The organism is Pseudomonas sp. Eth.TT006, assembly GCF_054456575.1.
This window is the reverse complement of sequence record NZ_JBTJEN010000007.1, coordinates 59,149-84,482: the sequence shown is the minus strand read 5'-3', so window position 1 is coordinate 84,482 and position 25,334 is coordinate 59,149. Positions and strand designations below refer to the sequence as shown.

Genomic DNA, 25,334 nt, shown 5'->3' with positions numbered 1-25,334 from the left:
AAAGCGCTTATACGCAGGCTTTACGCCCCCCGCGCGAATCGATATGAACCGCTTATTCCTTTATGCTTCGCGCACTTTCCCGCTGATTTTCGAGCTGCCATGAACACCGTCATCCGCAACGTCACTGCCGCCGACCTGGATCGCAGCTACGCCATCGAAACCGTGGCCTACGAAGGCGACGAAGCCGCCACCCGCGAAAAAATCGCCACGCGCATCGCCACTTGGCCAGACGGCTTCATCGTTGCCGAAGTGGACGGCGTGCTTGCCGGTTTCATCAACTCGGGCGCAGCGTTTGATGTGCAGATGTCCGACGAAGCGTTCAAGGAACTGATCGGCCACGATCCGATGGGGCCGAACGTGGTGATCATGTCGGTGGTGGTGCACCCGGACTATCAGGGCCAGGGCCTGGCCAAACGCTTGCTGGCCGAGTTCATCGAACGCATGCGCGGAATGGATAAAGCGACGATTCATCTGATGTGCAAGGAGCAGCACATCCCGCTGTACGCCGGGTTCGGCTTCGCCTACATCAAACCGTCGGAGTCGGATCACGGCGGGATGGCGTGGCACGAGATGATCCTCACCCTCTGAACCCACACGATCTACCCTGTAGGAGCTGCCGAAGGCTGCGATCTTTTGATCTTGATTTTCTGAACAGCAAGATCAAAAGATCGCAGCCTGCGGCAGCTCCTACAGGGGATTGTGGTGGGTCAGTAGAGGGTGTCGTGAACCTTAATTGGTGCTCCGCGAGCATGTGGAGTGTGGACATCAAACTATCATCGTTAGACTTGTTGGTTTCTATTCCCTGCAAAGGATTCTCTGGACTGCAGTGACTGTCTTATCGAGTACCGCAGCTTCACTGAGGTCGGTTGTATCGATCCTAATCCAGTCCACCAGACCGCATCGCTCATAACTGGATCGAACTCGATTCTGGTATTCAATAAATCCCTGTTGGCGGTCTTCATTGGCACCATCGTAGGCTCCACTCTCGCTAAGGCGAAATGACCCTTTTCTCTGTGCTGCCAGTACCGGATCAACATCTAAAAAAATTACGAAATCAGGTTTCCTAATTGTTGAAAACATTCTCAGCGCATCGTCAGCCAAATCAGTATTCTTGAGCAGGAAGCGCGCCAGGTATTTATAGTGCCAACCATCGGCGATGCAACTTGCGCCAGAGTTGATTAAATGTGTTATAGCCGCATGATCTGTGGCGTGAAACCACGCTGTGATTAGGCTCATCCAGTGTTTGTCACCCAATTGTTCCAAGGGAGCGTTGTCCGGATAGTCCCATAGGACTTCACGTAGCCTAGACATATGAAACTCTGTATAGCCTGTGGGCACTGGAGGCCGATTTTTGTCTATATAGTGCAATGCAGAATGGGACTCAAGAATTCTGTCATATGTCGCTCGCGCAACCGTTGATTTTCCTGCACCATCGGTACCTTCAAATGCAATAAATACTCCCTTTTCCAAAAAATAATTCATGCAAAACCTCCTAAATATGCTTCAGTATCTAAAGAATTTCTTCCACTTCCTTCTATTAACGGTCTAAATCCTTCTCGTTGATAAATCTCTGACATTTTTTTACCAAGTGTATTTAGAAAGTCGACGGAAGGGCGCGCTTTCGTGGAGTAGTGTGAGCCAGCGTCGGGGTGGAATACTGCAACCGCAGGCACCACTCCCATGTTTCCGAAATACTCGATGCCTTCAATGATTGACTCTACAGGTTCCATGCCAGCAACAAAACCCGCGTAGACGTTTCCACGACCTAGAACCTCGACAGCAGCTTCAAACGCAGAAAGGAAGCGTGGTCTTGTATAATCCTGTGACTTTCCAGGGCAAACTTCAGAAAACAGATCTGCGTTGAATACTTCCAAGCTCATGGATAGTTTGTGGCCCAATCCTTTGAAGCGCTCAAAAAGCCGGAAATCCTTGGGTGGCATCGAAATTAAGTGGTAATCCAGATTGCTTGCAGTGTTTCTTTCTTTTACTCGTTCCATTAGGTCTAAATGCATTAAGTAACCTTTATCATAATTTGGAATCGTGCCGCCGTTAAACAAAACTCTCTTGTAACGTCCACTCTCCACCTTGGTAGCTATCTCTACAGCTTCTCCTGCTAAATCACCCTTGATACGCATTTTGTGGTCGGAAAGGTTTTCTCTGGCTGCGCCAAGAGAGCAAAATTTACACTCGCGACCATTATTGAAGTAATAGCAATGACCTGGTGAAAATATTCCAAGGGTAGAGTTTCCGTATACGGTTAAATGCGTTTCGAATAATTCACCGTTGCTTAATTGTGCTCCATAGGATTTCGGTCTGGAAGGAAATGTAATTTTTATGGTTTTGCTTCCATGCTTTAATGCTGGATGCCCTTGTGCTAAAACGATTTGATATGCTGAGTCAGGGTTGTAATTAGCGGCCGTGATAATTTGTCCGTCGAGAATCATTTCCTGAGGCGTGTGGATACTGGATTCAAGTATTACACTGTCACCTGTGCCATATGCTCGTCTTTTCTCAATATGCTTCGTTTGGTTCTGAAAATAATCCAAAAATTCTTTGGAGAAATTGATGCCATTAGATAATAGTTTAAGTTTCAGGTTGACTGTTTCGAATAACATGATTTGCCTCCAGTTCCTTGAGTTATAGGAGTAATCTTATAAGTTCTTTTGTGGATAAGGCTATTAATGTTCCATTGTCTGATACGGATGTTGCTGAAGGTGGGGAGCTAGTTCTGATACCGCCTTTGTCGTCGAATAACGCACCGCCCGCTTCTCTGAGTACCAACTCTGCTGCGGCAATATCACAACTTCGTTCGTGTCCAGGTGGGCCTACGTCAATAAAAGCATCAAGAACCCCAGCAGCAATAAGACAGATTTCCAATGAAGAACAGGAATAAATTCGGACTTTCGCCGCTGACCATATGATGTTTTCAATTCTGGATCTTTCCTGAACGTCTCGGGGGCGATGGAAAGAAACCCTCATTTCTTCTAAAGAGTGGGTGGTGCGTGTCCTAAGCCTTTTCACGATTATCGAGGATTGCAGATACGCTCCCTCGTTTAATGCTGCCGTGTACACCAGATCTCTTGATATGTCATACACCCAGCCGAATATATATGCGCCATTGTAATAAAGTGCCACACTCGATGTGTAGCCAGGGAAGCCCAGAGTCGCATTGTGCGTACCGTCTAAGGGGTCTATAAGAAGTGAGTATTCCTCTTTTTTTTCGAGGGTGGTAAAACTGGCGATTTCTTCCGAGTATATTGCGATTTTAAAACTGATAGGTGATAGACACTCAGATAATATGTTTTGGCAATCTAGATCGGATTGTGTTTGAGCGTTGTTCCATTGATTTTGTGATGTGTCGTAGTCAGGTAAGCATGCGAGCGTCCCGGCCCAATAGCGACGTAGTTGCTTTCTGGCTTCGTAGAGGCATTCTTCCAGTTCGGAAACGTGTTCGTCCTTGAATAAAGGTCTCATGTCGACTTCTCAGCTATAAGTTGAGTATGCCAGGTTTCTCTATTGAGACGTGATGCGTAGAGTCTTACTTCAAATAATTTTCCTCCATAAACTGCATAGTCCGCGCTCATGAATGCGCTAAAGGTTTTTGGGAAAAGTGCGAGGGTTTTAATGTCAGCATCATAACCTAGTTTTTTTCTAATCATGTTAGACGCTTGTCTAAGGCTTCCTCCTGTATATGACTTATCTATAATCAACCATGGCTCATTCGTAACTTCATCATGAGGGAATATATCCAGAAACTCACTATGGCGAGTCAATAGGCTTGCATCGTTTTGTCGATGAATTTCAGAAAAGAATATTTTTTCGTCTCCAGTTGCCGCGAGATAACCAAGAGCAAGAGGTAGACCGGCTGATAATAAAAACAGTTTATTCTTTGATAGTGTTTTTATTTTATGCCAAATCGGGTGGTCTTCGTAAATGTATCTGGTATTCAAGGTTAGGCAATTGTCCCAGTGCTCATGCGATATATAAGCGCTGTAGAATGCGCAGAATCGGTTGTGAAAATTAATGGTGCTATCGTTAGTGTTTATGAGCAATCTGTTTTTCGAGATGCCACGTGTTGTTGGGTGTGTGGCTGCTGGTTGTTTTTGTTTGGCTGATTTAGGCAGGATTTTATTAATTAACTGAGTTTTAAACTCAAACAGCATCTGCTTGCATGGGCCAGAAATGGCTATTTCCGGCGTCAGACCATCGCCTAGTATTTTTCGTATGCCTTTAAGTTTTGATTGATCAATGGCGGAGTTTATTTGGTGCCAGGTTTTAACTATCTGTAAATCAGACATGTAATTAAAGGCGGGGTCAAGATTGCTTAAGTCGCAAATCATCACTTCAGGGTGGCGTAGTTCGAACAAGGTTCGTTGAAGATGGCAGCCACTGTGTATCGCATTTCGGTAAACGTAATAGTCGTTCGTTTGTAATCCGCTCAATGTTCGCCAGGCATGATGTTCGCTAATTATCGTCGTTAATGTTAAATTTTGATTTTTGGTATCGGTTAGTGAGGAAGCCTGTGTCATTGTTCGAACCTCGAAAAGCTAAGTTGGTAAAGGTCATAGCAATTTTGGACGACATAGGTTTTTTTTAGTATTGGTTTTTGCGTAATGTAGGGTATGCCTTAATCTCCAGGATAGAAGCAACATCAGAGTAAATGAACATGCTACTAAAGCTATAAATACGGAGTGAACGGTATATTCGTACAACGATAATAGGGTTACTGACGAGAACACACCAAAAACGTTCAGTGTCAGTATTGTCATTACAGTGGGTGTCCAAAGATCATTCATGCCTCTCAAAGTCAATCTTGTGACAACATAAATGAACTCAAATATCAAGAAAGGTATTGAGATGATAATGTTTTTTTCTATAAGTATCCTTGTTGTTGTATCGGACGTGTAGATTAGAGAAATATTTTCATTTAGCAAAAAACACGCCGTTAGGATTGGAGTTAGTATGAATAGTCCAAGCCAGATTGCCTGGCTGTGAGTTTTTGAAATTGCTTCAAAGTCCTTTGTTTCGTAGTGGCGTGCAGTCATTATTCCTGCCGCATTTCCTATTCCGATAGAAATCATATAGATGATGCTGGCTGCATGAATAGAAGCTTGGTATGCAGAAAGGCTAATGTCATTTATATGTTTTGATATCAGAGAGAGTAAAAGGAATAGGAGGCTTTCACTACCAAAGCACAGTGCCATAGGGAGTCCGCAAATTATGTACTTTATATAGTCATTTTTTGATAAATTTTTGCGTGCTGAAAAACTATTTAAGTGTTTTTGTATTGTGATTCTGAAAAATGCTAGCGCCGCGAATGAGAATAAATAACGCAGGCAAACGTACGTGATAAGGAAGTCGGATAAGTTTATATCTGTGTCTATGTTTGTGTGTGCGATACATATTAATGCGAGAGCACTGTTCAGTAGCCATGTGAACGTGAGTTCGTGTTGCGTTTTTCTAATCCCGTTATAGAAGTTGAAAATGGTAATCTGGAGGTATACGGCAGGTATTGAGATTGAAAGTGTTAAAAGGGCTTTAAAGTCGTCAGGGCTGCTGGGTTTGGTTTCTATTTCTGACGAGAATTTACCTATTAAAAATATTATGCATAAAATTATCAATCCAAGAAAAATTGCGAGATTGAAGGAGGCGGCTATTTCTGACTTGATTTTGTCTGTGTTTAAATCGGTCGCTCCTGCTATGGTTATTAGTGTGTTGGAAAAAAATCCTATTCCGACAACTGTTAGAAAAGATAATGACGCTAAGGCGAATGATGCGGCACTCAACGAGTCGACAATGTAATGGCCGATAAAGGAGAAGAAAATCAGTGATCCAATCATATCTCCCAATCTGGAAAATATTAGCGGTACAGATAGTCTTAGGATTTCCATACAATGGACCGTTTGTGTCATTCCAAGGAACTACTGTAAATTTCAATCCCATTCTTTAAGTAAGGTTGTTAGGCGTGGGGTCTGGGAAGCAGCAAAGTATTTTTTTCTGAAATAGTACTCGCACATTGAGATTTTATGTTTGGTTTGTTTGCGTTCGTTGAACTCATTGTCTAGTGCGGCAAGAGAAGTTTTTGTCGTTGGATAGAGGTCTTTTGTTTTTAGCAGGTCCTCAATTGCTAGGAATACCAAGTCCATGTAGTCCAGTATCTCTTGGATGTAGGATCTGCATTCCGCTTCTGTTGTTGCTCCTTTCCTGGCCAAAGCATAGAACTTGTTTTTTATGGTTTCGTATCCTTCAACTCGATACATGTTTGAATACACCCACTTATAGTGCTTGTTCGAAGTGCCAGTGAGGTATGTGAAACTCATGGATGTTTTCAGCATCATGTCTCTGGCTATCTCACAGCCCATCCAGAGATTTCCTGACTGCCAACAACCTTGAATATCCTGAAAAGCATAAAAGACGGGAAGTTTTTCACGATGTGCAATGTAGATATGCTTGTCCAAAGGAATTCTTGATTTTATAGATTTGAATCTTTCTTCGTTTGTAATGGCATGTCCGATAATAGAACGATGAATGATGTTGTTTTCTGTGTTTGTTAGTATCGGGTCATATAGGAAGCGCTGGTCAGAAATCACCTCAGTAAACGCCTTGTCGATTTTTTTATATATGTCTTCAATTTCCGAGAAGGTGATGTAGTCAGCGTCAATGTGGATGCTTGAGTCTCCATAGAAGTCGGTTGTGTTGTGGACTTCTTCGTTTTTTGTGATATGGCGATAATCTTCGTCTGTGACAAACGCGTGTTCGATATCTTTAATGTTTTTTGCTGTAGGGCGTTGCTCGCAGAGAATGATGCAGTCGATGTCAGAGTGAATTGTTCCTATGCCTTCTATTAAAGAGCCAGAAATAATTAAAACGCTTGTTGGTTCTAGAAAGGCTCTCTCTAGGAGATAATTTTTTGGTATGGAAATTTTTCCATCCAATATGATTATTTCACTGTTGGTGATTTTTGACTTTGAAGTGTTGATTAAATTGTTTTTCACACGGTGCTCTCCACGAGTTGTTGAGTGCTGCTGTGCTTAAAGTATCGCTTCCATGTCGGAGTGCGTATTCCGAAAATGGCAGTTTTCTTGAGTAATTAATAAATTGACTCATGGCTAAAAACTAGAGTGTTTGACATCCAGTCGTCAATCTCCAGGACAAAAATCAGAATTTACTTACAGCGTTTTATAAGTTTTGGTGAGTTGAGGTTTTTTGCATGGGATGACTCTTACAGAGTCATTACAAAATCCTGTAAGAGAACATCGGATCTGATTTTCAATAGAGGTTGTCGCGCACTTTGGACGGCGACTCGCGATCGTACGTTTCGGCATCAAATTGCCCATCATTCAAACGCTTGTGAAACGCCCCGGCAGACGGCAACGCCGAGCGCGGCTGGTGAGTCTCGGGGTTCCACGCGTCGGAGCGCACAAACGCCTTCGAACAGTGAAAAAACGCCGCCTTCACCTTCACCATTAACACGGTTTTCGCCGGTTTGCCGTTCACCGCAAAGCTTTCCAGTAACCCCGGTTCAGCGCTGATGGTTGCGCTGCCGTTGACCCGCAATGTCTCGCCAATCCCCGGAATGATGAACAGCAGCGACACCCGTGGGTCGTGCAGTACATTGCGCAGGGTATCGATGCGGTTGTTTCCCGGGCGGTCCGGCAGGGCCAGGGTGTTTGGATCGATGATCCGCACGAACCCCGGCGTGTCGCCGCGCGGCGAGTTGTCGAGGCCGTCGGCGCCCACCGAGCTGACGATCACCAGCGGCGACAGGCGCACCATCGCCTGATAGTCCTCGTTGAGAAAGCCGATCTGCTTGCGCACCGCGCGTTCGTGGGGCAATCCGTATATTGCTTCCAGTGCTTCGATTGACTCGATCATCATGCAATCCCTTGCTGACTCAGAAAAACAGGCCCATGCGCCGCTCGTAACCGATCCGGCCCTTATAGGCTTCGCCGCTGTCGACGAAACCGTGTTTGGCGTACAGCGCGATCGCCGCATCGTTATCGGCATCCACCGACAATTCCAGGCCCTTGATCTCCGGCCACGCCTGACGCGCCACATCGGGCAACGCCTGCAGGCAAGCCTTGCCATATCCCTTGCCTTGCGCCCGGCGATCGACCTGCAAGGCGTGCAGGGTGGCGCTGTGTTCATCGGCCCAGGCCGGCAACACCGGCGGGCGCTTGAGCAACAGAAAGGCCACCGGCACCTGGTCGGCCAGCAGCGCGAAGCCTTTCACGCCGGGGCCGGGTTTCGACAGCAGGGTGTGCAACGCACCGTGGATGTCGCCGGAAAACCTGATCTGCTCGGGATGGATTTCAATCGCCTCGACTTGCTGACGCTGCAACGCGTTCAGGCTGTCGTACGGCACGAGTTGGGCTGACACGGGAATTTCCTTTTTCCTACAAAGATGAGCCTCGGATTCTAGCGATTTTGTCTCCGGCAAAATGTTTTTGTTTTGTCTGTCGATTGGCTCGCTGGCCGAACGACTAAGGGTGTCTTCACAACAAAAAACACGGAGAACACCATGAGCGCACAATCTGCAATCCAGACCCTGATCAACACCTACCGCGAAGCCGTCATGACCAAGAACGTCGAGAAAGTCATGTCGTTGTACGCCGACGACATTGTTTCCTTCGATGCGATCAAGGCCCTGCAATTCAAGGGCAAGGCCGCCTACCGCGCGCACTGGGTCGAGTGCATGGAAATGTGCCCCGGCCCGCACATTTTCGAGTTCCATGAAATAGCCATTGAGAGCGCTGACAACATCGCCTTCGCGCACTGGGTGGCGAACTGCGGGGGCACCAATGACAAGGGCGAAACCCAGAGTTGCTGGATGCGCGTCACCGCGTGCTATCGGCAGGTCGCCGGGACCTGGAAAATCGTCCACGAGCACTGGTCGGCACCGTTCGATCCGATGAGCGGCGCCACGCTGTTCGATGTGCAACCCTGATCTTCAGCCATAGTTGATCCGTTCGAATCAGGAGAACGCCATGAAGTATCTATGCCTGGTCTACAGCGATGAGCGCCTGTTGCACACGTCGCCCGACAGCCCGGAAGACGCCGAATGCTGGGCCTACGCCGAGTCGATTCAGGGCAGCGGGCGGATGGTCGCCGCCGAAGCGCTGGAGTCGGTGCAGACCGCCACCACCGTGCGCATGCGCAACGGCAAGCTGTCGATCACTGATGGCCCGTTCGCCGAAACCAAGGAGCAACTGGCCGGTTTCTACCTGATCGACGCCAAGGACCTCAACGAAGCGCTTCAGGTGGCCGGCAACATTCCGGCCGCGCGGGTCGGCAGCGTCGAAGTACGCCCGGTGCGGCAGTTGAATGTCTGAAGTCCGCGCGCGCGTCGAGCAAGTCTATCGCGAAGACTCGCGGCGGATTCTGGCGACGCTGATTCGCCTGCTCGGCGATTTCGACCTCGCCGAAGAGGCCTTGCATGAGGCATTCTTCGTCGCGGTCGAGCGCTGGCAGCGCGACGGCGTGCCGGATAATCCGCGTACCTGGCTGGTGTCCACCGGACGCTTCAAGGCCATCGATGTGTTGCGCCGGCGCGCGCGCTTCAAGGCTTCGCAGCCGCTGTTGCTGGCGCAGCTCGAGGATCTGGAACAGGCGGACTGGAGTGGCGAAGACGTGGAAGACGACCGTCTGCGGCTGATCTTCACCTGCTGTCACCCGGCGCTGGCGGCGGATGCTCAGGTGCCGTTGACCCTGCGTGAAGTCTGCGACCTGACCACCGAGGAAATCGCTCGCGCGTTTCTTTCGGCACCGGCCGCCATCGCCCAGCGCATCGTGCGCGCCAAAGCGAAGATTCGTGACGCAAAAATCCCTTATCAAGTGCCCAGCCTGAACGAACTGCCCGAGCGCCTCGACAGCGTGTTGCGGGTGATTTATCTGGTGTTCAACGAAGGCTATTCGGCGTCGATGGGGGCGGAATTGATCCGCGACGATCTGACCCGCGAAGCGATCCGGCTCGGCCGCTTGCTGATGGAATTGCTGCCGGAACCGGAGGTCATGGGTTTGCTGGCGTTGATGCTGTTGCATGAGTCGCGGCGGCCGGCGCGGACCTCGGCGGACGGGGAGTTGATTCTGCTCGACGATCAGGACCGCGCGCGCTGGGACGCCGGGTTGATCGCCGAAGGCTGTGCGCTGGTGGAGCGCGCGCTGACCACCCGGCGTTTTGGCGCGTATTGCCTTCAAGCGGCAATTGCGGCAGTGCACGCCGAGGCGCCGTCGGCGGCGCAAACCGATTGGCAGCAGATCGTCGGGCTGTATGACGTGCTGTTGCGCGCGGTGCCGTCGCCGGTGATCGAGTTGAATCGCGCGGTGGCGGTGGCCAAGCGCGATGGGGCGTTGGCCGGGTTGATGCTGATCGAGGGCATTCTGCAGCGCGGCGAGCTGCAGGATTACCACTTGGCGCATTCGGCGCGGGCGGAATTCTGTCGGCAGTTGGGCAGGGTGGAGCAGGCGCGGGCGGCTTACTTGCGCGCGCTGGAGTTGACGCGGCAGGTGCCGGAGCGGCGGTTTATCGAGGGGCGGTTGGCCGCGTTGGACTGATCCGGAAGGGGCGGTAGTTGTGCTGGCCTCTTCGCGGGCAAGCCCGCTCCCACAGGTTCAGCGGTGTGCATTGATTTTGTGTACGACGCGGACACTACAAGAGCGGGCAAGCCCGCTCCCACAGGTTCAGCGTTGTGCATTGATTTTGTGTACGACGCGAACGCTGTGGGAGCGGGCTTGCTCGCGAATGGCGACGCCGCTATTCCAGCATCTTGCTCAACAGCCAGCTCCCCGCCGGCCCTGGCGGATAGATCCGCGACCACAGCGCATCGACATACACCGGTTTCGGCCAGCCGCGCACCGTCAGTTCCACCAGCGAGCCATTACCGAAACGTCCCACCAGCCAACGCGGCAGCGCTGCCCAGCCGAAGCCCATTTCCGCCATTTCCATCAGCATCAGGTAACTCGGTGCTGACCACACGCGGCCTTTGGCCCGGCTGTCGTAGGGATTGACGATGGTCGCCAGACGCAACTCCCGGTGCTGCTCCAGCACGTGCTGGTCGACCTGTTCAACGCCGGTCAAAACGTGATCACGTTTGACGAACAGGGCGATGTCGGTGCGCTCGTCGATGGTCGACGTCTGCAGATCCGGCGGGTAAGTGTCCTGCATTTCGGCGAACGCCAGATGCGCGCGGCCGCGCTGGACCAGAGCGATCAGGTCGTCGCACTCGGCGATCAGGCATTCCAGTTCCAGCTCCGGGTAACGTTGCTCGAAGTCGACCAGTGCCGCTTCGAAGCGCGCCGACTGGTAGGTGTCGGAAATCGCCACGGTCAGCTTCGGCTCAACGCCCTGGCTCAGTTGCCGCGCAGTCATTTCCAGACGATTGGTGGCGGCGAGAATTGCCTCGGCCTGTTGCAGCATGACGTGGCCGGCCGGGGTCAGCGCCGGTTTGCGGCTGCTGCGGTCGAACAGGATCAGGTCCAGATCGATTTCCAGACTCGCCACCGCCGCGCTGATGGTCGACTGGCTGCGCCCCAGTTTGCGCGCCGCCGCCGAAAACGAACCCTGCGTGGCCGCCTGCACAAACGCTAACAGCACTTCCTGCGAAGCCATGAACTATCGCCTTGATCGATGGTTATTGGTTATGAAGTATCGGTATCAGGCTGGATCATGGCAACCATCTTCACTCAAGGAGGCAGGCCATGACTGCTAACAAATCCATTGTTGAACGTATTTTTCAGGCCATCGGTTTCGAGTTTCTGGCGATCCTGATTTGCACGCCGTTGCTGGCGTGGATCATGGACAAGCCGCTGCTCGACATGGGCGCGGTGACCGTGCTGATCGCTTTGCTGGCGCTGGCGTGGAACGTGGTGTTCAACGGCTTCTTCGACCGCACGCTCAAGCGTCTGAACATCGCGCACAACGCCTTGACCCGGGTAGTGCACGCGCTGCTGTTCGAAGGCGGATTGATCGTGATGGGCGTACCGTTGATTGCCGGGTGGCTGTCCATCAGCCTGTGGCAGGCTTTGCTGCTGGACATCGGCGTGCTGCTGTTCTTCCTGCCGTACACCTATGTGTATCACTGGGGTTATGACGTGATCCGTGCACGCATGCTGACGTGACATTCCCCTGTAGGAGATGCGGCACGCTGCGATCTTTTGATCTTGTTTTTAAAAATCAAAGTCAAAAGATCGCAGCCTTCGGCAGCTCCTACAGGGGTGGGGTTAGAGGAACATTCCGCCGGATGCCTCGACTCGCTGGCCGTTGATCCACTGCGCCCCCGGTGCCAGCAGCATCGCCAGCGCACCGCCAATGTCATCCGGCTGCCCGACACGGCCCAGCGCGGTGTTGCTGGCGACCATCGCGTTCAACGCCGCGTTGTCGCGCACCGCGCCGCCGCCAAAATCGGTCTCGATCGCGCCCGGCGCCAGAATGTTCACGCCGATCTGCCGCGCGCCGAGCTCTTTGGCCTGATATCGGGTGAGCACTTCCATTGCGCCTTTCATCGCCGCGTAGGCGGCATATCCCGGCAGGCTGAAGCGGGTCAAGCCGCTGGAAATATTGATGATGCGCCCGCCATCGTTGATCAGTGGCAGCAGTTGCTGAGTCAGAAAGAACGGCCCTTTGAGTTGCACGTTCATCAGCAGGTCGAACTGCTCCGGAGTGGTCTCGGCGAACGCTGCATGCACGCCAATCCCGGCGTTGTTGATCAGAAAGTCGAAGCGCGAACGCCCCAGTTGCTGCAGCGCTTGCTCAACCCGCGTGGCGAAATCGGCGAAGCTGTCGCTGCGGCCCACATCCAGTTGCAGCATCACCGCGTTGGCCCCGCGTTGCTGCAGCTCCGCGACCAGCGCCTCGGCTTCATCGGCGCGGCTGTGGTAGGTGCCGATGATGTCCACGCCTTCGGCGGCCAGGTGCAATGCGGCGTTCTTGCCCAGGCCACGGCTGGCCCCGGTGATCAATGCGATTTTACGGCTCATGTGAAATCCTCGATTGCGCTGAGTGGTGATGAGCAAAGTTTATTTATCCGCCATGGGGTGATAAACAGACTGAAACCGGAATCACTGATCGCCTTAGCCGAACAATCAAGGTGCCCTGATGAACAAACTGGAACTGCTGCGCACTTTTGTCCGCGTCAGCGAGCTGTCGAGTTTCACTCTTGCCGGGGAAAGTCTGGGGCTGCCGCGTTCAACGGTTTCCGAGCAGGTGCAGGCGTTGGAAACCTTGCTCGGTACGCGCCTGCTGCAACGCACTACGCGCAAGGTGCAGGCGACTCAGGATGGTCTGGTGTTGTACGAACGCAGCAAGGATTTGCTGTCGCACATGGACGAGATCGAGGGCTTGTTCCGCCAGGATCCGGCGTCGCTGAGCGGGCGGATTCGTGTGGATATGCCGAATATTCTCGCGCGCCGCCTGATCATGCCGCAGCTGCCGGAGTTCATGGCGCGCCATCCGCATCTGCAGCTGGAAATCAGCAGCACCGACCGCCGCGTCGATCTGCTCAGTGAGGGCTTCGACTGCGTACTGCGCGTCGGCGCGCAGCCGGATCAATCGGTGGTGGCGCGGCATCTGGGCGACTTCCCGATGATCAACTGCGCCAGCCCCGCGTACCTCGAACGCTACGGCGTGCCGCAGACCCTGGAGGATCTGGCGCAGCATCGGCTGGTGCATTACGTCGGCGTACTGGGCTCGCGTTCGGAAGGCTTTGTGTATGAACAGGACGGTCAGGTGCGGCGCCTGCCGATGGCCGGCAGCGTCACGGTCAACAGCACCGATGCCTACGAGTCGGCGTGCCTGGGCGGCTTCGGCCTGATTCAGGTGCCACGCACTGGCATGCAGCCGCATCTGGACAGCGGCGAATTGCTCACCGTACTGCCGCAATTCACCGCGCCGTCGATGGCGATTTCAATTCTCTACGCGCGGCAACGGCACTTGCCGCTGCGGGTGCGGGTATTCATGGAGTGGCTGGCGGAGGTCGTGCGTTCGACACTTTGACGAACGCTGCAGATCAACTGTAGGAGTGAGCCTGCTCGCGATGGCGTGCTGTCAGTCGACGCGGATGTGACAGATGTTCCGCTATCGCGAGCAGGCTCACTCCTACAGGGGAAACGTGTCGATCAGAAGATCTGGGTGAACAGCCAGTACAGGCTGCCCGACAGCAGAATCGCTGCCGGCAAGGTCAGCACCCACGCCATCAGCAGATTGCGGATGGTCTTCATCTGCAAGCCGCCGCCATTGGCGACCATGGTCCCGGCCACGCCGGATGACAGCACGTGGGTGGTCGACACCGGCAAGCCGAACATGTCCGCGGCGCCGATGGTCAGCATCGCCACGGTTTCCGCCGAAGCGCCCTGGGCGTAGGTCAGGTGCGACTTGCCGATCTTCTCGCCAACCGTCACCACAATCCGCTTCCAGCCGACCATGGTCCCCAGTCCCAAGGCGATGGCCACGGCGATCTTCACCCACAGCGGAATGAAGCGCGTGGCGTTGTCGATCTGCTGCTTGAACAGTTGCAGTTTGCTGCTGGTGTCGGTGTCGAAATTGCCGACCTTGTTCTTGTCCATCAGGCGAATGCTTTCGCTGGTCAGGTACATGTCGTTACGCACGTTGCCCATGGCTTCGGCCGGGACTTTCGCCAGCGAGCCGTAGCCTCTGACCTCTTCGCCAATGTGCCCGGTGAGGGCGGCGAGGGCGGGGATCAGTTGCGGTGTGGCTTGCTTGCTGCGCACGTATTCCGCCAGCACCGGACGCGGATCAGCGGGGGCCGGCAGCGGAGTATTTTTCATCAGCGCCTGCTGGGTGACTTGCGCCACGGCGGCAAACTGCAGCGCCTGTTCTTCGGGCATGGTGCGATTCAAGGCGTAAGCCATCGGCAGGGTGCCGACCAGAATCAGCATGATCAGGCCCATGCCTTTCTGCCCGTCGTTGGAACCGTGGGCGAAGGACACACCGGTGCAAGTGACAATCAACAGACTACGGATCCACCACGGTGGCGGCGTGTTGCCTTCCGGTGCCTTGTACAGCGCACGGTTTTTCACGAACGCGCGCAGGGCCAGCAGCAACAGCGCCGCGCAGCCGAAACCCACCAGCGGCGACAGCAGCAGGGCGTAACCAATCTTGGTCGCCTGCGCCCAGTCGACACCGCTGGTGCCGTCGCGCCCATGCATCAGGGCATTGGCCACGCCGACGCCGATGATCGAGCCGATCAGGGTGTGCGACGACGAGGCCGGCAAGCCAAGCCACCAGGTGCCGAGGTTCCACAGGATCGCCGCGATCAGCAGGGCGAAGATCATCGCGAAACCGGCGGACGAGCCGACCTGCAGAATCAGCTCCACCGGCAGCAGGGCGATGATGCCGAACGCCACTGCGCCGCTGGACAGCAGCACGCCTAGGAAATTGAAGAACCCCGACCAGACCACCGCCACATTCGGTGGCAGCGAGTGGGTGTAGATCACGGTCGCCACCGCGTTGGCGGTGTCGTGGAAACCGTTGACGAACTCGAAACCCAGCGCAATCAGCAGCGCCACGCCGAGCAACAGGAACGGGGTCCAGGTGGTCACCACCGTGCCCAGTTCGTGCATGTCGTGCATCAGGCTGTAGGCGGTGAACAGCATGCCCATCGCGAGCACCGCGAAGAAGATCACATAGGTGAACGGGCCGGTTTTCTTGTCGAGGGCTGGCCTGCCGCTGGGTGCGGATGCCTGGCGGGCGGTCAGGGAGGGAGTAGCCATGAGCGGACAATCCTGAGCGAGGGAAGGAGTGTCGCTGATGATCGTTGCTAAATATTACAGAGAGACTGCGGCAGGTCAGTGTTTGCCGGATTAGTCTGACCATTGATCGAAAGTCGAGAGAGCACCTGTGGCGAGGGAGCTTGCTCCCGCTGGGGTGCGAAGCGCCCCTGATACAAGGTTCCAGAGAAACTGCGTTGCCTGGTTTGCGACTGCTGCGCAGCCGAGCGGGAGCAAGCTCCCTCGCCACAGGGGACGGTGTTGCTCTAGTAGTCGCCTCTTTTACGAAACGCCCAGCGCCCGGCAATCACGGTAAACGTCGCCACCAGTGCCACCAGAATCCAGAACCCCTCGGGATCGGTTGCCAGCGGCACACCGCCGACGTTCATGCCGAAGAAACCGGCGATGATGTTGATCGGCAGCGCCAGCACCGTGACCACGGTCAGGGTGAACAGGGTGCGGTTGCTCTGTTCGTTGAGGTTGGCGGCGATCTCTTCCTGAAGCAGTTTGATCCGTTCGCCGAGGGCGGTGAGGTCGTTGATGATCAGCGCGAACTCCTCGGTGGATTTGCGCAGCTCCTTGACGTCCTCCTTCTGCAGCCACGGCGGCGGACGGTTGAGCAGGCGCAGCAGCGAGCCCGGTTCCAGTGCAAGCAGGCGTTGCAGGCGCACCAGCACCCGGCGGTGGGCGCCGAGTTCGGCGCGGTTGGTCGACAGCCGCGAGGAGAGCAATTCGTCCTCGACCTGGTCGACGCTCATGCTGGTCTTGCGCACGATCTGCGTCAGCACTTCGCCCTGGTCGCGCAGCAGGTGCACCAGCAGCTCCGACGGCGAGCGAAAGCATTCGCCGGCCTTCACCGATGAGCGCAGCTTGTCCACCGAGTGCAGCGGTTGCAGGCGCGCACTGACGATCAGTTTGCTGCGCACGCAGACCCACAGCGTCGAGACGTCCGAGGAAACCATGCTGCTGAGGTTGAACACCACGTCGTTGACTACCGCCAGCAACGCCGAGTCGACGTGTTCGATGCGCGTCGAGCGCGAACCTTCGTGCAGCGCTTCGAAAAATTCTTCGGGCAATTGCAGATGGCTTTTCATCCAGCGTTCGCACGCGGCGTGGGCCAGGTTCAGGTGCAGCCAGAGAAACTGGTCGCTATCACTGTCGTCTTGCAGGCAGCGCAGGGCGGTCGCCGAATCAACCTCCCGGCCACGTTCACCCGGGCGAAAACTGAAGCCGTAGAGCAAACCGAACAGGTCAGGGTCGCGATGACTGATATCGAGGCTGTGGTTCATGGAGGCTCGCTGCGAGGAGGGCGTCTGGCGTGGGATTGCAGATTCACCTGAGCGGCATCTTCGCAATGCCATATGACGCTTGCGTGACAGCGCCGTGACGCTAATTGGTGACTTGCCAAGCCTGGGTTGCGCGCCTGAGGCCATCTCGATGACCGGCTACCGAAGCCGCACCTGAAGGAGCTGCCGAAGGCTGCGATCTTTTGATTTTGATCTTAAAAAATAAAGTCAAAAGATCGCAGCCTTCGGCAGCTCCTACAGGGTTTATGGTGGGCATGAAAAAGCCGCACGATCTTGCGATCGTGCGGCTTTTGTTTGGGTGCGGTATCAGGTGTCTTGCTTGTTGCTGAGGACTTTGCCGGTGGTGGCATCGAAGTCCACGTCGAACTCTTTGCTATCGGCGGTTTTCAGCTCGACTTCGTACTCGTAACCGTTGAAGTGGTTGTCCAGGTCGGTGTCGGTGATGGTCGCACCCGGGTGCAGTTTCAGCGCCTCGGCGTTCATCGACTCCAGCGACTTGATCTTGCCTTCCTTGACCAGTTGCGGGATCTGATCGACGCGGACGTCAGCCTGGGCCAGGCCAGCGGTCAGGGTCAGGGCGGCGGCGGTAAACAGGGCAGTCAAAGTTTTCATCGGGGCTTTCCTTGGGTTGTTCGTTGAAGTGGGCTCAGGTTAACCACCACAACTTAATTCACCCTTAAAACCCTTCGGCCCAAATCGACACGGGCAAGCCGAGCCCTGCACAGAATCTGTGGCAGCGTGGCTTGCCCGCGATTAAGGCGCCTCGGTGATCGATCAGAACCCGTTGTTCTTCAACACCTGATCAACACTGGCACTGGCCGGACGTTTGTAGAATTTCAACAATTCGCTGGCGCGGTTGGTGAAGATGCCATCGACGCCGGCAGCCATAACCTTCTCGAAATCCACTGGCTCATCCACGGTGTACACGTGCACCAGCATGCCCTGATCGTGGGTGTACTGGTTCATCCACGGTTGCACCAGATCCGAATAGCTCTGGTCGCCGCCCTTGGTCAACTTGGCCGAAGGGCCGGTGCCGATCGCGCCGTGGGCCTTGGCGAAATCCACCCATTGCTTGAATTCGGCTTCGGACTTGGGTTCCTGCTTGCCGTAGAACACGTTCTTGTCCTTCTCGCCGGACTCGGCAAAGGTCACTTTCGATTTCGGCTCAATGCTGCCTTCGCCGACCCACAACAGCAGGATCTTCGGCACTTGCGGCATTTCCTTTTGCAGCAGTTCGAGGCTGTTCTTCTCGAAGGTCTGCAGAATCACCTTGCCTTTGCCCTGGCCGACGCCCAGCTCGCTTTTCGCCAGTTTCGAACCGGCCGGGCTCAACCAGCCGCGATCCTGCAGTTTCTCTTTGAGGTCATGCTCGATGCCGGGGAACAGTTGCGGCTCCTTGGTTTCGATGTACAGGCCCGGCTTGTGTTTCGGGTTGGCCTGGGCGATGTCGATGATTTCGTCGAGGGTCAGGATCTTCAACCCGGCGTAGCTCGGGCGCGCGCGATCCGGGTATGCCTTGTTGTACCAGCTGCCGGCGTCGAGGGTTTTCAGCTCGGCCATGGTGAAGGCGGTGGCCGGGCTGTCCTTACGCTCGGGGAACTTGCTGGCGACGTCGGTGGTGCGTTGCAGGTTGTTGTCGTGCAGCGCGAACAACACGCCGTCCTTGCTGCGCTGCAGGTCCATTTCCAGGTAATCGGCGCCAAGGTCGCGGGCCAGTTTGTACGAGGCCGCAGTGGATTCCGGTGCATCGAACGAGGCGCCGCGGTGGGCAATCACCGCCGGGTGCGGGATGCCGTGGGCGGCGGCCAGTGCGTTGACGTCAGTCGCGGCGTGGGCCTGGCCAAAACCGAGCATCAGGCTCAGGACGAGGGCGCTTTTGGTGAAAGTGGCGGGCATGTTCGAGTTCCTTTCGCAGGGCATTTTCAAAGACGTACCTTTTAACAACTGCAGCGATGGCGTGCTATCGCCAGACCGACATAAACGTATTAAAAGCGATTTTTCCTGCACTTTTGTGGCGCGGTTTGCAGTACGCTTGCCCGTGGCAGACGTCCCGGCAGAGGGCGCGCCGCTTCCCGCCCTGCGTGTAAACCATCGATGATTTTTCGTGAGGTTTACCATGCGCATCACTTCCCAACTCATCTGCCAGGCCGCCGACGACCTCAAGGGCTTTGTCGGCCTCAACCGCAAGACCGGTCAGTACATCGTGCGTTTCAGCGAGGATTCGTTCGGCATGGACGTGGCCGACGACGGCATCATTCCCACCAGTGAATTTGTCTGGGACAGAGCTTCGGAGACGACCATGACCTTGAAACGCGAGCGGATTCAGTTGCTGCTGGATCAGCACATCGATGAGCGGATCAACATCAGCGAGCCGTTGCGGGTTTATATGAACAAGGTTGAGGTGCCGGAGATTGTGGCGCTGCGCAGTCTGGTGCGGGGCTGAGGTTTTGTGCTGACTGTTAAGGCCTCATCGCTGGCAAGCCAGCTCCCACAGGTACCGCGTGATCTGCAGAACCACGCATAACCTGTGGGAGCTGGCTTGCCAGCGATGAGGCCAGTCGGCACCGCGCACTATTCACTGGCAAAAAACCGATACTCGCGCTCCACCCGACACACCCGCGTGTGAAACTGCGAATACCACTGCGCCCGCCCACGTGCCTGAATCACCTTGTGCTCGGGATGCTCGCGCCAGGCCAGAATCGCCGCCTCGCTTTCCCAGTAGGAAATGGTGATGCCAACCCCGTCTTCCCCGAGAATCGAATCAATCCCGAGAAACCCCGGTTGCTGGCTGACCAGCTCCATCATCCGTTGCGACGCCGCCGAATAACCGTGGTCACCCTCGGTGCGGGTCGAGGTGAAAATCACTGCGTAGCAAGGTTCATTCGGCTTCATGGACGTTGCTCCGCGCACGCTGCAACGAACGCCCGTACCAGCGGCGGCACCTGCCCCTTGAGCGCCACACGTTCCGGCTGAAACAGCGTCGCGACAAAAAACACATGGTCGCGCAACTCAATCGCGCGCAAATCGCCCGCCGAATCATGGCCCACGGCGTGTAGCTGATGGGTCAGCAATTCGCCTTCGAACTGCGGATTCACACCGAAGCGGCAGCGATAGCCTTCACGAATCTCCGACGTTTCGTACGCTTTGGCGATCAATGAGCCTTCCACCAGATGAATGCTGTCCACCGCCTCCACCAGCGAACAACTCAGCGGTGTGAGCACGGCGCGCGGCGAATCCGGTGACGTCTCGCCATGTTCGGCATCGGCCCAGCCCAACACATTGCGGGAAAACTCCAGCACCGCATGCTGAAAACCACCGCAAGTGCCGAGGAAAGGGCGCTGTTGTTCGCGGGCAAAACGGATCGCCCTGAGAGCACCGGCCTCGCTTTTGTAAGGGCTGGCGGGGACGCACCAGAAACCGTCATAGCTTTCCAAGGGTGTATCGACGTGGATCTGATCGGTGGCCAGCCAATCGAATTGCACGGTTTGGCCGAGGTGTTCGGCCACCAGACCGAGCGCGACAGGGATGGCTTGGTGGGCGGTAACTTGCGGGTCGTAATCGCCGATCAGGGCGATGGAAATGGCGTCCATGGGATTTCCTTGATTTGAGTGAGTGATGAACTTCTGTGGTGAGGGGATGTGCGCAGTTGTCGATCACCGGGGCTCACTATAGATTGGCGTTTACGCACTCAATATTGGCGTTTTCCCAAGTGATCAATGCAGCGACGCACTATCGGCTCGACTACCCGGATCTGGCGCTGATCCTCGCTCTGGTGCGCGGCGGCTCTCTGGCTCGGGCGTCGCAATTGCTCAGGGTAGATGTGTCGACGGTGTTTCGTGCGGTGCGTCGGCTGGAGTCGGCGCTGGGCCAGCAACTGTTCGAAAAGAGCCGCGCCGGTTACCTGCCGACCACGCTCGCGCAGTCTCTCGCCGAACAGGCCGAGCGCGCCGAACAGGCACTGGAAGCCGCGCGCGTTGGGGTCGAGCAGGGCGGGGAGGTGGTCAGCGGCACGGTGCGTCTGACTTGTACCGATTCGGTATTGCAAGGTTTGCTGTTGCCGGCGCTCGCGCAATTCATGCCGAACTACCCGGCGCTGACCCTCGAACTGAGCACCTCCAACGATTTCGCCAACCTCAGCCGGCGCGATGCCGACATCGCCCTGCGCCTGACGCGTACACCGCCGGAGCATCTGGTCGGACGGCAACTGGCGAAGATTGCCTACCGGGTCTGCGCCAGTGCGCGCTATTTGCAGAATGTCGATGCGACGGATCTGGCGGCGTTGACCTGGATCGCCCCGGACGAGTTTCTGCCGGATCACCCGACCGTCGCCTGGCGTCGCCAGCACTTGCCCGGGGTGACCCCGAGTTATCGCTGCAACAGCATGCTCTCGGTGACGGAATTGGTGCGCGGTGGGCTCGGCGTGGCGGCGTTGCCGGACTTTCTGATCACCGACGGATTGCAAGCGCTCAGCGAACCGCTGCACGGTTACGACACCGCGCTGTGGCTGCTGACCCGCCCGGATTGCCGGGCGTTGCGCTCGGTGGTGACGTTGTTTGATGAACTGGGGCGGGCGCTGCGGTTGGTGTGACTGGCGCTGGTTTTTTTGACAGAGGTGCGCATGCAGTTGTGGGTCAGGCCTTCAATAGCCCTTCGCGAGCAAGCCCGCTCCCACAGGTATCGAGTCGATCACCTACCTTGTGAACGACCCGTAACCTGTGGGAGCGGGCTTGCTCGCGAAGGCGGCGCCCCGGTCACACCGCCGGACACATCCGTTAGCCCGACGCCCGCTCATTGGCAAACATGCTCACCGCCTGCACTGCTTCACTGGCGCCATCGCGAATCTGCAGAATCACGCTGCCAGCCTGGTCCGCCAGCTCCACGCCTTGCGCCGCCCGGCCTCGAGTGCCTTCCATGCTTTTGATCGCCTGACGGGTTTCGCTCTGGATCAGTCCGATCATGTTGGAAATCTCCGCCGTCGAGCCGCTGGTACGCGCCGCCAGTTGGCGCACCTCGTCCGCCACCACGGCAAACCCGCGTCCCTGATCCCCCGCACGTGCCGCTTCGATTGCCGCGTTGAGTGCCAGCAGATTGGTCTGGTCGGCAATGGCGCGGATGGTGTTGACGATCGCGGTGATCTGCTCCGAGCGTTCGCCGAGTTGTGCAATCAGGTTTGACGATTGCGCAATGTCGTCGGCGATTTCGCGCATTTCGCTGGCCGCTTGCTGGATCACCTGGGTGCCTTGTTCGGCGACTTTCCGGGTTTCCACGGAAATGTGATAAGCCGCGCTGGCGCTGCGCGCATCGTGGTCGTGCTGCTCGACGCGGGCGGTGACGTCGGTGGCGAATTTCACCACTTTGCACAAGCGCCCGGCGGCGTCGTACACCGGGTTGTAGTTGGCTTCCAGCCACACGCTCTGGCCACGTTTGTCGACACGTTCGAACTGGCCCTGGAAGAACTCACCCTGATTCAGCCGGCGCCAGAAGTCCTCGTAGGCGCTGCTGTTAACAAAGTCCGCGCGGCAGAATAAACGGTGATGTTTACCCTTCAGCTCTGCGAGGGTGTAACCCATTCGTGTCAGAAAATTCTGGTTGGCGGTGAGAATATCGCCGTTGAGACCGAATTCGATCACCGCCATCGCCCGGTCGATCGCCTGCAGCTTAGCGCTGGACTCACTTTCCTGCTGGACCTTGGTGGTCACGTCCATGGCGAATTTGACCACCTTCACTACGCGTCCCGACTCATCCTTGATCGGGTTGTAGTTGGCTTCCAGCCAGATCGGCTGACCCTGACTGTTGATCCGCTCAAAGGTCCCCGACTGGAACTGACCGTTGTTCAGCCGCGACCACAACTCGGTGTATTGCGCGCTGCGGCCAAATTCCGGGGTGCAGAACATACGGTGCGGCTGGCCGATCACTTGGTCGGCGCGGTAGCCGGTAGTTTTCAGGAAGTTGTCATTGGCCTTGATGACCACGCCGTTCAAATCAAACTCGATCACCGCCATGGAGCGGTTGATGGCTTCGAGCAGGCCATTCTGTTCGGTGATGGTGTTTTGCAGGTCGTTGAGGGCGGACTGATCGCGTTTGAAAAACATAGGGGCAGTACCTGGAAGTAGGGAAGGATGGGGGTTATGTCCCTGTTTCCGCGTTGGCTGAGCAAATGCCGGTCGGCAAATTGCCAGCATCCGGGCTGGCGAGTTGATCTTATACAAACTGCTTTGAGTTGTACAAGAAAATGCGCAGTAGCAGGATGACTGGTTTTTCGAAGGCTGAAGGGGTTGGCGCTTCAATGGCTCAGTGCGACGCTGATAGTGTTGCGTCCGGTGTGTTTGGCGGTGTACAGCGCTTTGTCGGCATCGTCCAGCCAGGCGACGGCATCGGCGTACGACGGTTGAAACCGCGCCAGACCGATACTCAGGCTGACCCGCAGCTCGGGCACATCCGGGTGGCGGTATTGATCCAGCGCCTGACGCAAACGTTCCATGTGCAGTTCGGCTTTTCTCAGCGGCAGGTCGGGCAGGATCAGGCAAAACTCGTCGCCGCCATAGCGCCCGGCGCGTTGGCCTTCGACCAGCATGCTTCTAAGGGTGTGGCTCAGATGGGTCAGCACCGCGTCGCCAATGATGTGGCCGTAGCTATCGTTGATGGCCTTGAAGTGATCGATGTCGATCAGCGCGAGAATGTCCTGGGTCTGGTTCTGGCGGCACAGCTTGAACCTGGCGTGCAGCAGATCCTTCCAGGCGCCGTGGTTGAGCAGCCCGGTGAGGCTGTCGGTGCGGCTCAGGTCGCGCAGCGTGCGTTTGTGCTGGGCCAGTTTGATTGCCAGTTGATAACAGACCATGCCCAGCGCCAATGGATACAGGGTCAGCATTGGCAGGCAGGCCCAGATTTCAATCTGCGTCATGCTCAGGCTGAACTTGACGCCGAAGAGCGACCAGCCCAGCAACACGCCAGCACCTTGGGCGAGGGCGCCGAACAGGAACAGGCGGCGCCCACCGGCGGCCACGTTGTTCATGGTCATCATCGACAGGATGGTCACGGTGGTCAGCGGATTGAACTGGAAACACGCGGTCCAGAAACCGCCGCACAGCGAGTCGTACAGCAGGTTGCGGCGTTCGGCGCGGTAGGGGAAGTTCGCGCGCGTGGCGACCTGATAAGCCACATGCGGCCAGATGAAACCGTTGAACACCAGCAGCGCCCAGAGCCAGGCCGGCATGTTCAACGGATACAGCGCTGCCGCGACACTGAAGAAGCCGACACCCAGACCGATGGTTCTGGGCAGGTAGATACGTCTGGCGAATGACAAGCCTTTGCCGCGTGGGTTTTCCATGATGTCCTGCGCCAGATGCGTGCTGAAATACTTTGCAGTATTTTTTTCGGATTGACCGTCCGTCGGTCAATTGTCGGACATTGTCATTTATTCCAGCGGGAATAATCAGTGTCCTTCCGAGCCATTTAATCCTGGCGGGCGCCGGAGAGCGGCGGTTTAGAGCTGGTAGCGCGCCAGAAACATTTCCAGCGCCGATTCAGCGACGGCTTTTTGAGTTTCTGCATCCAGCGGCGGCAGGCCCATGGAAATCTGCGGCCAGAAGCCGAACGACTTCAACAGCCCTTGCACTTGTTGCGCGGCGAATTCCGCGTCCACGGGTTTCAATCGTCCGTCCGCCAATGCAGCGCGAATCCATACGGTCAGGCCTTCTTCGCGCTGGCCCATGCGCGCCACCATGTCTTGCGCGCGTTCCGGGGAATGGATGGTGGCAGCAATCGCCACCCGCGCCAGACCGAGGAAGTTGTCATCGGCCATCATCTGCAGTTTGGCCAGCAACATGGGCCGCAACTGCTCGTGCAGCGGCTGATCGGCGCGATAGGCCACAGTCTGCTCGTCAGTGATGCGTGCCCAGAGTTGGTTGAGAATTTCGGCGAACAGCTCTTCCTTGCTGGGAAAATGGTTGTACACCGTGCGCTTCGACACCCCGGCGGTGGCCGCGATCTTGTCCATGCTGGTGATCTCGAATCCGTTGGCGCGGAATTCGGCAATCGCCGCCTGAATGATGGCTTCGCGTTTGCGGTCGGTGAGGCGCTTTGGAGCTGTCATAAGTACGCTTCGGCAGGAAAAAGGTGTAATTACACTTGGCAGTTTACTTGCCAGCGCATTTCATGCAACCTAGAAACTACACCGTCCAGTGTAATGTTGCGTTAATCCACGCAACCTAAAAACCAGACAGTTCGGCTGATGCGTGCGTGCCTTGGCCATTTATCGTCCCACCGTGAAACGCCGTGAATTGCGCGGTTTTTCTGGAGTCATTT

At 55.7% G+C, this 25,334-nt stretch carries 27 protein-coding genes and 2 pseudogenes; 9 read left to right on the top strand and 20 right to left on the bottom strand.

Features of this window, described 5'->3' with window-relative positions; translation table 11 throughout:
• The first annotated feature begins 99 nt into the window (after positions 1 to 99).
• Entirely contained in the window at positions 100 to 588 is a 489-nt protein-coding gene (locus ACXR0M_RS13170; RefSeq protein ID WP_458832278.1) for a GNAT family N-acetyltransferase, read from the top strand.
• Between the two features lie 207 nt (positions 589 to 795).
• Here ACXR0M_RS13170 and ACXR0M_RS13165 read toward each other — a convergent pair whose 3' ends face one another.
• From ACXR0M_RS13165 to ACXR0M_RS13145, 5 genes are read right to left on the bottom strand one after another with little or no spacing between them, the layout of a single operon-like run.
• A complete protein-coding gene (locus ACXR0M_RS13165) occupies positions 796 to 1,482 on the bottom strand; it encodes a dTMP kinase (protein WP_458832277.1) in 687 nt (228 codons plus the stop codon).
• The gene (locus ACXR0M_RS13160; protein WP_458832276.1) at positions 1,479 to 2,615 is read right to left on the bottom strand and encodes a radical SAM protein; all 1,137 of its coding nucleotides are present in this window, start codon (positions 2,613 to 2,615) and stop codon (positions 1,479 to 1,481) included. The genes ACXR0M_RS13165 and ACXR0M_RS13160 overlap by 4 nt, the downstream gene beginning before the upstream one ends.
• A 22-nt stretch (positions 2,616 to 2,637) precedes the next feature.
• Positions 2,638 to 3,474, bottom strand: coding sequence for an inositol monophosphatase family protein (locus tag ACXR0M_RS13155; RefSeq protein ID WP_458832275.1), 837 nt, complete (start codon positions 3,472 to 3,474; stop codon positions 2,638 to 2,640).
• Positions 3,471 to 4,529, bottom strand: a complete 1,059-nt coding sequence (locus ACXR0M_RS13150; RefSeq protein ID WP_458832274.1) for a hypothetical protein — start codon at positions 4,527 to 4,529, stop codon at positions 3,471 to 3,473. Before ACXR0M_RS13150 ends, ACXR0M_RS13155 begins: the two co-directional genes overlap by 4 nt.
• A gap of 33 nt (positions 4,530 to 4,562) precedes the next feature.
• Positions 4,563 to 5,204, bottom strand: coding sequence for an MATE family efflux transporter (locus tag ACXR0M_RS13145; RefSeq protein ID WP_458832448.1), 642 nt, complete (start codon positions 5,202 to 5,204; stop codon positions 4,563 to 4,565).
• A gap of 280 nt (positions 5,205 to 5,484) precedes the next feature.
• Between ACXR0M_RS13145 and ACXR0M_RS13140 the strand changes: the two genes are divergently transcribed.
• Entirely contained in the window at positions 5,485 to 5,802 is a 318-nt protein-coding gene (locus ACXR0M_RS13140; RefSeq protein ID WP_458832456.1) for a hypothetical protein, read from the top strand.
• Between the two features lie 131 nt (positions 5,803 to 5,933).
• On the opposite strand, the gene ACXR0M_RS13135 is transcribed toward ACXR0M_RS13140, so the two are convergent.
• The 3 genes from ACXR0M_RS13135 to ACXR0M_RS13125 all read right to left on the bottom strand — a co-directional run bounded on the left by ACXR0M_RS13135 (position 5,934) and on the right by ACXR0M_RS13125 (position 8,380).
• Positions 5,934 to 6,995 carry a hypothetical protein gene (locus ACXR0M_RS13135; RefSeq protein ID WP_458832273.1) on the bottom strand — a complete coding sequence of 354 codons (1,062 nt, stop codon included), beginning with the start codon at positions 6,993 to 6,995 and terminating at the stop codon, positions 5,934 to 5,936.
• A 274-nt stretch (positions 6,996 to 7,269) separates the two neighbouring features.
• Positions 7,270 to 7,875: a pyridoxamine 5'-phosphate oxidase family protein gene (locus ACXR0M_RS13130; protein ID WP_458832272.1), complete on the bottom strand. Its 606-nt coding sequence runs from the start codon at positions 7,873 to 7,875 to the stop codon at positions 7,270 to 7,272.
• 19 nt (positions 7,876 to 7,894) lie between these two features.
• On the bottom strand, positions 7,895 to 8,380 hold the full coding sequence (locus ACXR0M_RS13125; RefSeq protein WP_458832271.1) for a GNAT family N-acetyltransferase: 486 nt from the start codon (positions 8,378 to 8,380) through the stop codon (positions 7,895 to 7,897).
• A 141-nt stretch (positions 8,381 to 8,521) separates the two neighbouring features.
• On the opposite strand from ACXR0M_RS13125, the gene ACXR0M_RS13120 reads away from it, so the two are divergent.
• Genes ACXR0M_RS13120 through ACXR0M_RS13110 form a run of 3 tightly spaced genes read left to right on the top strand, consistent with a single transcriptional unit; the run spans position 8,522 to position 10,554 of the window.
• The gene (locus tag ACXR0M_RS13120; protein WP_458832270.1) at positions 8,522 to 8,947 is read left to right on the top strand and encodes a YybH family protein; all 426 of its coding nucleotides are present in this window, start codon (positions 8,522 to 8,524) and stop codon (positions 8,945 to 8,947) included.
• Between the two features lie 40 nt (positions 8,948 to 8,987).
• The gene (locus ACXR0M_RS13115; RefSeq protein ID WP_458832269.1) at positions 8,988 to 9,332 is read left to right on the top strand and encodes a YciI family protein; all 345 of its coding nucleotides are present in this window, start codon (positions 8,988 to 8,990) and stop codon (positions 9,330 to 9,332) included.
• Positions 9,325 to 10,554 (top strand): RNA polymerase sigma factor, encoded by a 1,230-nt coding sequence (locus ACXR0M_RS13110; protein WP_458832268.1) that lies wholly within the window; start codon positions 9,325 to 9,327, stop codon positions 10,552 to 10,554. Before ACXR0M_RS13115 ends, ACXR0M_RS13110 begins: the two co-directional genes overlap by 8 nt.
• Before the next feature lie 199 nt (positions 10,555 to 10,753).
• Here ACXR0M_RS13110 and ACXR0M_RS13105 read toward each other — a convergent pair whose 3' ends face one another.
• A complete protein-coding gene (locus ACXR0M_RS13105; RefSeq protein WP_458832267.1) occupies positions 10,754 to 11,608 on the bottom strand; it encodes a LysR family transcriptional regulator in 855 nt (284 codons plus the stop codon).
• Positions 11,609 to 11,697: 89 nt separating this feature from the next.
• Here ACXR0M_RS13105 and ACXR0M_RS13100 point away from each other — a divergent pair, with 89 nt between their 5' ends.
• Positions 11,698 to 12,117 carry a multidrug/biocide efflux PACE transporter gene (locus tag ACXR0M_RS13100; protein WP_458832266.1) on the top strand — a complete coding sequence of 140 codons (420 nt, stop codon included), beginning with the start codon at positions 11,698 to 11,700 and terminating at the stop codon, positions 12,115 to 12,117.
• A gap of 102 nt (positions 12,118 to 12,219) precedes the next feature.
• Here the strand turns inward: ACXR0M_RS13100 and ACXR0M_RS13095 are convergent, their stop codons facing one another.
• Entirely contained in the window at positions 12,220 to 12,975 is a 756-nt protein-coding gene (locus ACXR0M_RS13095) for an SDR family NAD(P)-dependent oxidoreductase (RefSeq protein WP_458832265.1), read from the bottom strand.
• Positions 12,976 to 13,093: 118 nt separating this feature from the next.
• Here ACXR0M_RS13095 and ACXR0M_RS13090 point away from each other — a divergent pair, with 118 nt between their 5' ends.
• Entirely contained in the window at positions 13,094 to 13,990 is an 897-nt protein-coding gene (locus ACXR0M_RS13090; RefSeq protein WP_458832264.1) for a LysR family transcriptional regulator, read from the top strand.
• A 122-nt stretch (positions 13,991 to 14,112) separates the two neighbouring features.
• On the opposite strand, the gene ACXR0M_RS13085 is transcribed toward ACXR0M_RS13090, so the two are convergent.
• The 4 genes from ACXR0M_RS13085 to ACXR0M_RS13070 form a co-directional block, all read right to left on the bottom strand.
• Positions 14,113 to 15,726, bottom strand: a complete 1,614-nt coding sequence (locus ACXR0M_RS13085) for an inorganic phosphate transporter (protein WP_458832263.1) — start codon at positions 15,724 to 15,726, stop codon at positions 14,113 to 14,115.
• Positions 15,727 to 15,989: 263 nt separating this feature from the next.
• Entirely contained in the window at positions 15,990 to 17,012 is a 1,023-nt protein-coding gene (locus ACXR0M_RS13080) for a transporter (protein ID WP_458832262.1), read from the bottom strand.
• A gap of 324 nt (positions 17,013 to 17,336) precedes the next feature.
• Complete coding sequence (locus tag ACXR0M_RS13075) at positions 17,337 to 17,642, bottom strand: PepSY domain-containing protein (protein ID WP_458832261.1); 306 nt, start codon at positions 17,640 to 17,642, stop codon at positions 17,337 to 17,339.
• A gap of 162 nt (positions 17,643 to 17,804) precedes the next feature.
• Positions 17,805 to 18,926: a glycerophosphodiester phosphodiesterase gene (locus tag ACXR0M_RS13070; protein WP_458832260.1), complete on the bottom strand. Its 1,122-nt coding sequence runs from the start codon at positions 18,924 to 18,926 to the stop codon at positions 17,805 to 17,807.
• Between the two features lie 220 nt (positions 18,927 to 19,146).
• Here ACXR0M_RS13070 and ACXR0M_RS13065 point away from each other — a divergent pair, with 220 nt between their 5' ends.
• The gene (locus tag ACXR0M_RS13065) at positions 19,147 to 19,473 is read left to right on the top strand and encodes a DUF2025 family protein (protein ID WP_458832259.1); all 327 of its coding nucleotides are present in this window, start codon (positions 19,147 to 19,149) and stop codon (positions 19,471 to 19,473) included.
• A gap of 128 nt (positions 19,474 to 19,601) precedes the next feature.
• Here the strand turns inward: ACXR0M_RS13065 and ACXR0M_RS13060 are convergent, their stop codons facing one another.
• Both ACXR0M_RS13060 and ACXR0M_RS13055 read right to left on the bottom strand, forming a co-directional pair.
• A complete protein-coding gene (locus ACXR0M_RS13060; protein ID WP_458832258.1) occupies positions 19,602 to 19,922 on the bottom strand; it encodes an antibiotic biosynthesis monooxygenase family protein in 321 nt (106 codons plus the stop codon).
• Positions 19,919 to 20,620 (bottom strand): CTP synthase C-terminal region-related (seleno)protein, encoded by a 702-nt coding sequence (locus tag ACXR0M_RS13055; RefSeq protein WP_458832257.1) that lies wholly within the window; start codon positions 20,618 to 20,620, stop codon positions 19,919 to 19,921. Before ACXR0M_RS13055 ends, ACXR0M_RS13060 begins: the two co-directional genes overlap by 4 nt.
• Before the next feature lie 56 nt (positions 20,621 to 20,676).
• Between ACXR0M_RS13055 and ACXR0M_RS13050 the strand changes: the two genes are divergently transcribed.
• A complete protein-coding gene (locus tag ACXR0M_RS13050; protein WP_458832256.1) occupies positions 20,677 to 21,618 on the top strand; it encodes a LysR family transcriptional regulator in 942 nt (313 codons plus the stop codon).
• A gap of 184 nt (positions 21,619 to 21,802) precedes the next feature.
• On the opposite strand, the pseudogene ACXR0M_RS13045 reads toward ACXR0M_RS13050, so the two are convergent.
• The 4 genes and pseudogenes from ACXR0M_RS13045 to ACXR0M_RS13030 form a co-directional block, all read right to left on the bottom strand.
• A pseudogene (locus ACXR0M_RS13045) lies at positions 21,803 to 22,240 on the bottom strand (methyl-accepting chemotaxis protein); the annotation flags it as partial.
• A gap of 114 nt (positions 22,241 to 22,354) precedes the next feature.
• Positions 22,355 to 23,032, bottom strand: a pseudogene (locus ACXR0M_RS13040) (PAS domain-containing protein); the annotation flags it as partial.
• A gap of 281 nt (positions 23,033 to 23,313) precedes the next feature.
• The gene (locus ACXR0M_RS13035; RefSeq protein WP_458832255.1) at positions 23,314 to 24,357 is read right to left on the bottom strand and encodes a diguanylate cyclase; all 1,044 of its coding nucleotides are present in this window, start codon (positions 24,355 to 24,357) and stop codon (positions 23,314 to 23,316) included.
• 156 nt (positions 24,358 to 24,513) lie between these two features.
• Positions 24,514 to 25,122, bottom strand: a complete 609-nt coding sequence (locus tag ACXR0M_RS13030; protein ID WP_458832254.1) for a TetR/AcrR family transcriptional regulator — start codon at positions 25,120 to 25,122, stop codon at positions 24,514 to 24,516.
• Positions 25,123 to 25,334 lie beyond the last annotated feature (212 nt).

Coding starts and splice junctions, on each gene's coding strand:
- ACXR0M_RS13090 (WP_458832264.1), top strand. CDS start 13,094: ATGAACAAACTGGAACTGCTGCGCACTTTTGTCCGCGTCAGCGAGCTG.
- ACXR0M_RS13140 (WP_458832456.1), top strand. CDS start 5,485: ATGGTAATCTGGAGGTATACGGCAGGTATTGAGATTGAAAGTGTTAAA.
- ACXR0M_RS13085 (WP_458832263.1), bottom strand. CDS start 15,726: ATGGCTACTCCCTCCCTGACCGCCCGCCAGGCATCCGCACCCAGCGGC.
- ACXR0M_RS13100 (WP_458832266.1), top strand. CDS start 11,698: ATGACTGCTAACAAATCCATTGTTGAACGTATTTTTCAGGCCATCGGT.
- ACXR0M_RS13110 (WP_458832268.1), top strand. CDS start 9,325: ATGTCTGAAGTCCGCGCGCGCGTCGAGCAAGTCTATCGCGAAGACTCG.
- ACXR0M_RS13055 (WP_458832257.1), bottom strand. CDS start 20,620: ATGGACGCCATTTCCATCGCCCTGATCGGCGATTACGACCCGCAAGTT.
- ACXR0M_RS13170 (WP_458832278.1), top strand. CDS start 100: ATGAACACCGTCATCCGCAACGTCACTGCCGCCGACCTGGATCGCAGC.
- ACXR0M_RS13105 (WP_458832267.1), bottom strand. CDS start 11,608: ATGGCTTCGCAGGAAGTGCTGTTAGCGTTTGTGCAGGCGGCCACGCAG.
- ACXR0M_RS13160 (WP_458832276.1), bottom strand. CDS start 2,615: ATGTTATTCGAAACAGTCAACCTGAAACTTAAACTATTATCTAATGGC.
- ACXR0M_RS13155 (WP_458832275.1), bottom strand. CDS start 3,474: ATGAGACCTTTATTCAAGGACGAACACGTTTCCGAACTGGAAGAATGC.
- ACXR0M_RS13120 (WP_458832270.1), top strand. CDS start 8,522: ATGAGCGCACAATCTGCAATCCAGACCCTGATCAACACCTACCGCGAA.
- ACXR0M_RS13115 (WP_458832269.1), top strand. CDS start 8,988: ATGAAGTATCTATGCCTGGTCTACAGCGATGAGCGCCTGTTGCACACG.
- ACXR0M_RS13035 (WP_458832255.1), bottom strand. CDS start 24,357: ATGGAAAACCCACGCGGCAAAGGCTTGTCATTCGCCAGACGTATCTAC.
- ACXR0M_RS13075 (WP_458832261.1), bottom strand. CDS start 17,642: ATGAAAACTTTGACTGCCCTGTTTACCGCCGCCGCCCTGACCCTGACC.
- ACXR0M_RS13145 (WP_458832448.1), bottom strand. CDS start 5,204: ATGGCACTGTGCTTTGGTAGTGAAAGCCTCCTATTCCTTTTACTCTCT.
- ACXR0M_RS13065 (WP_458832259.1), top strand. CDS start 19,147: ATGCGCATCACTTCCCAACTCATCTGCCAGGCCGCCGACGACCTCAAG.
- ACXR0M_RS13150 (WP_458832274.1), bottom strand. CDS start 4,529: ATGACACAGGCTTCCTCACTAACCGATACCAAAAATCAAAATTTAACA.
- ACXR0M_RS13060 (WP_458832258.1), bottom strand. CDS start 19,922: ATGAAGCCGAATGAACCTTGCTACGCAGTGATTTTCACCTCGACCCGC.
- ACXR0M_RS13070 (WP_458832260.1), bottom strand. CDS start 18,926: ATGCCCGCCACTTTCACCAAAAGCGCCCTCGTCCTGAGCCTGATGCTC.
- ACXR0M_RS13165 (WP_458832277.1), bottom strand. CDS start 1,482: ATGAATTATTTTTTGGAAAAGGGAGTATTTATTGCATTTGAAGGTACC.
- ACXR0M_RS13080 (WP_458832262.1), bottom strand. CDS start 17,012: ATGAACCACAGCCTCGATATCAGTCATCGCGACCCTGACCTGTTCGGT.
- ACXR0M_RS13030 (WP_458832254.1), bottom strand. CDS start 25,122: ATGACAGCTCCAAAGCGCCTCACCGACCGCAAACGCGAAGCCATCATT.
- ACXR0M_RS13095 (WP_458832265.1), bottom strand. CDS start 12,975: ATGAGCCGTAAAATCGCATTGATCACCGGGGCCAGCCGTGGCCTGGGC.
- ACXR0M_RS13130 (WP_458832272.1), bottom strand. CDS start 7,875: ATGATCGAGTCAATCGAAGCACTGGAAGCAATATACGGATTGCCCCAC.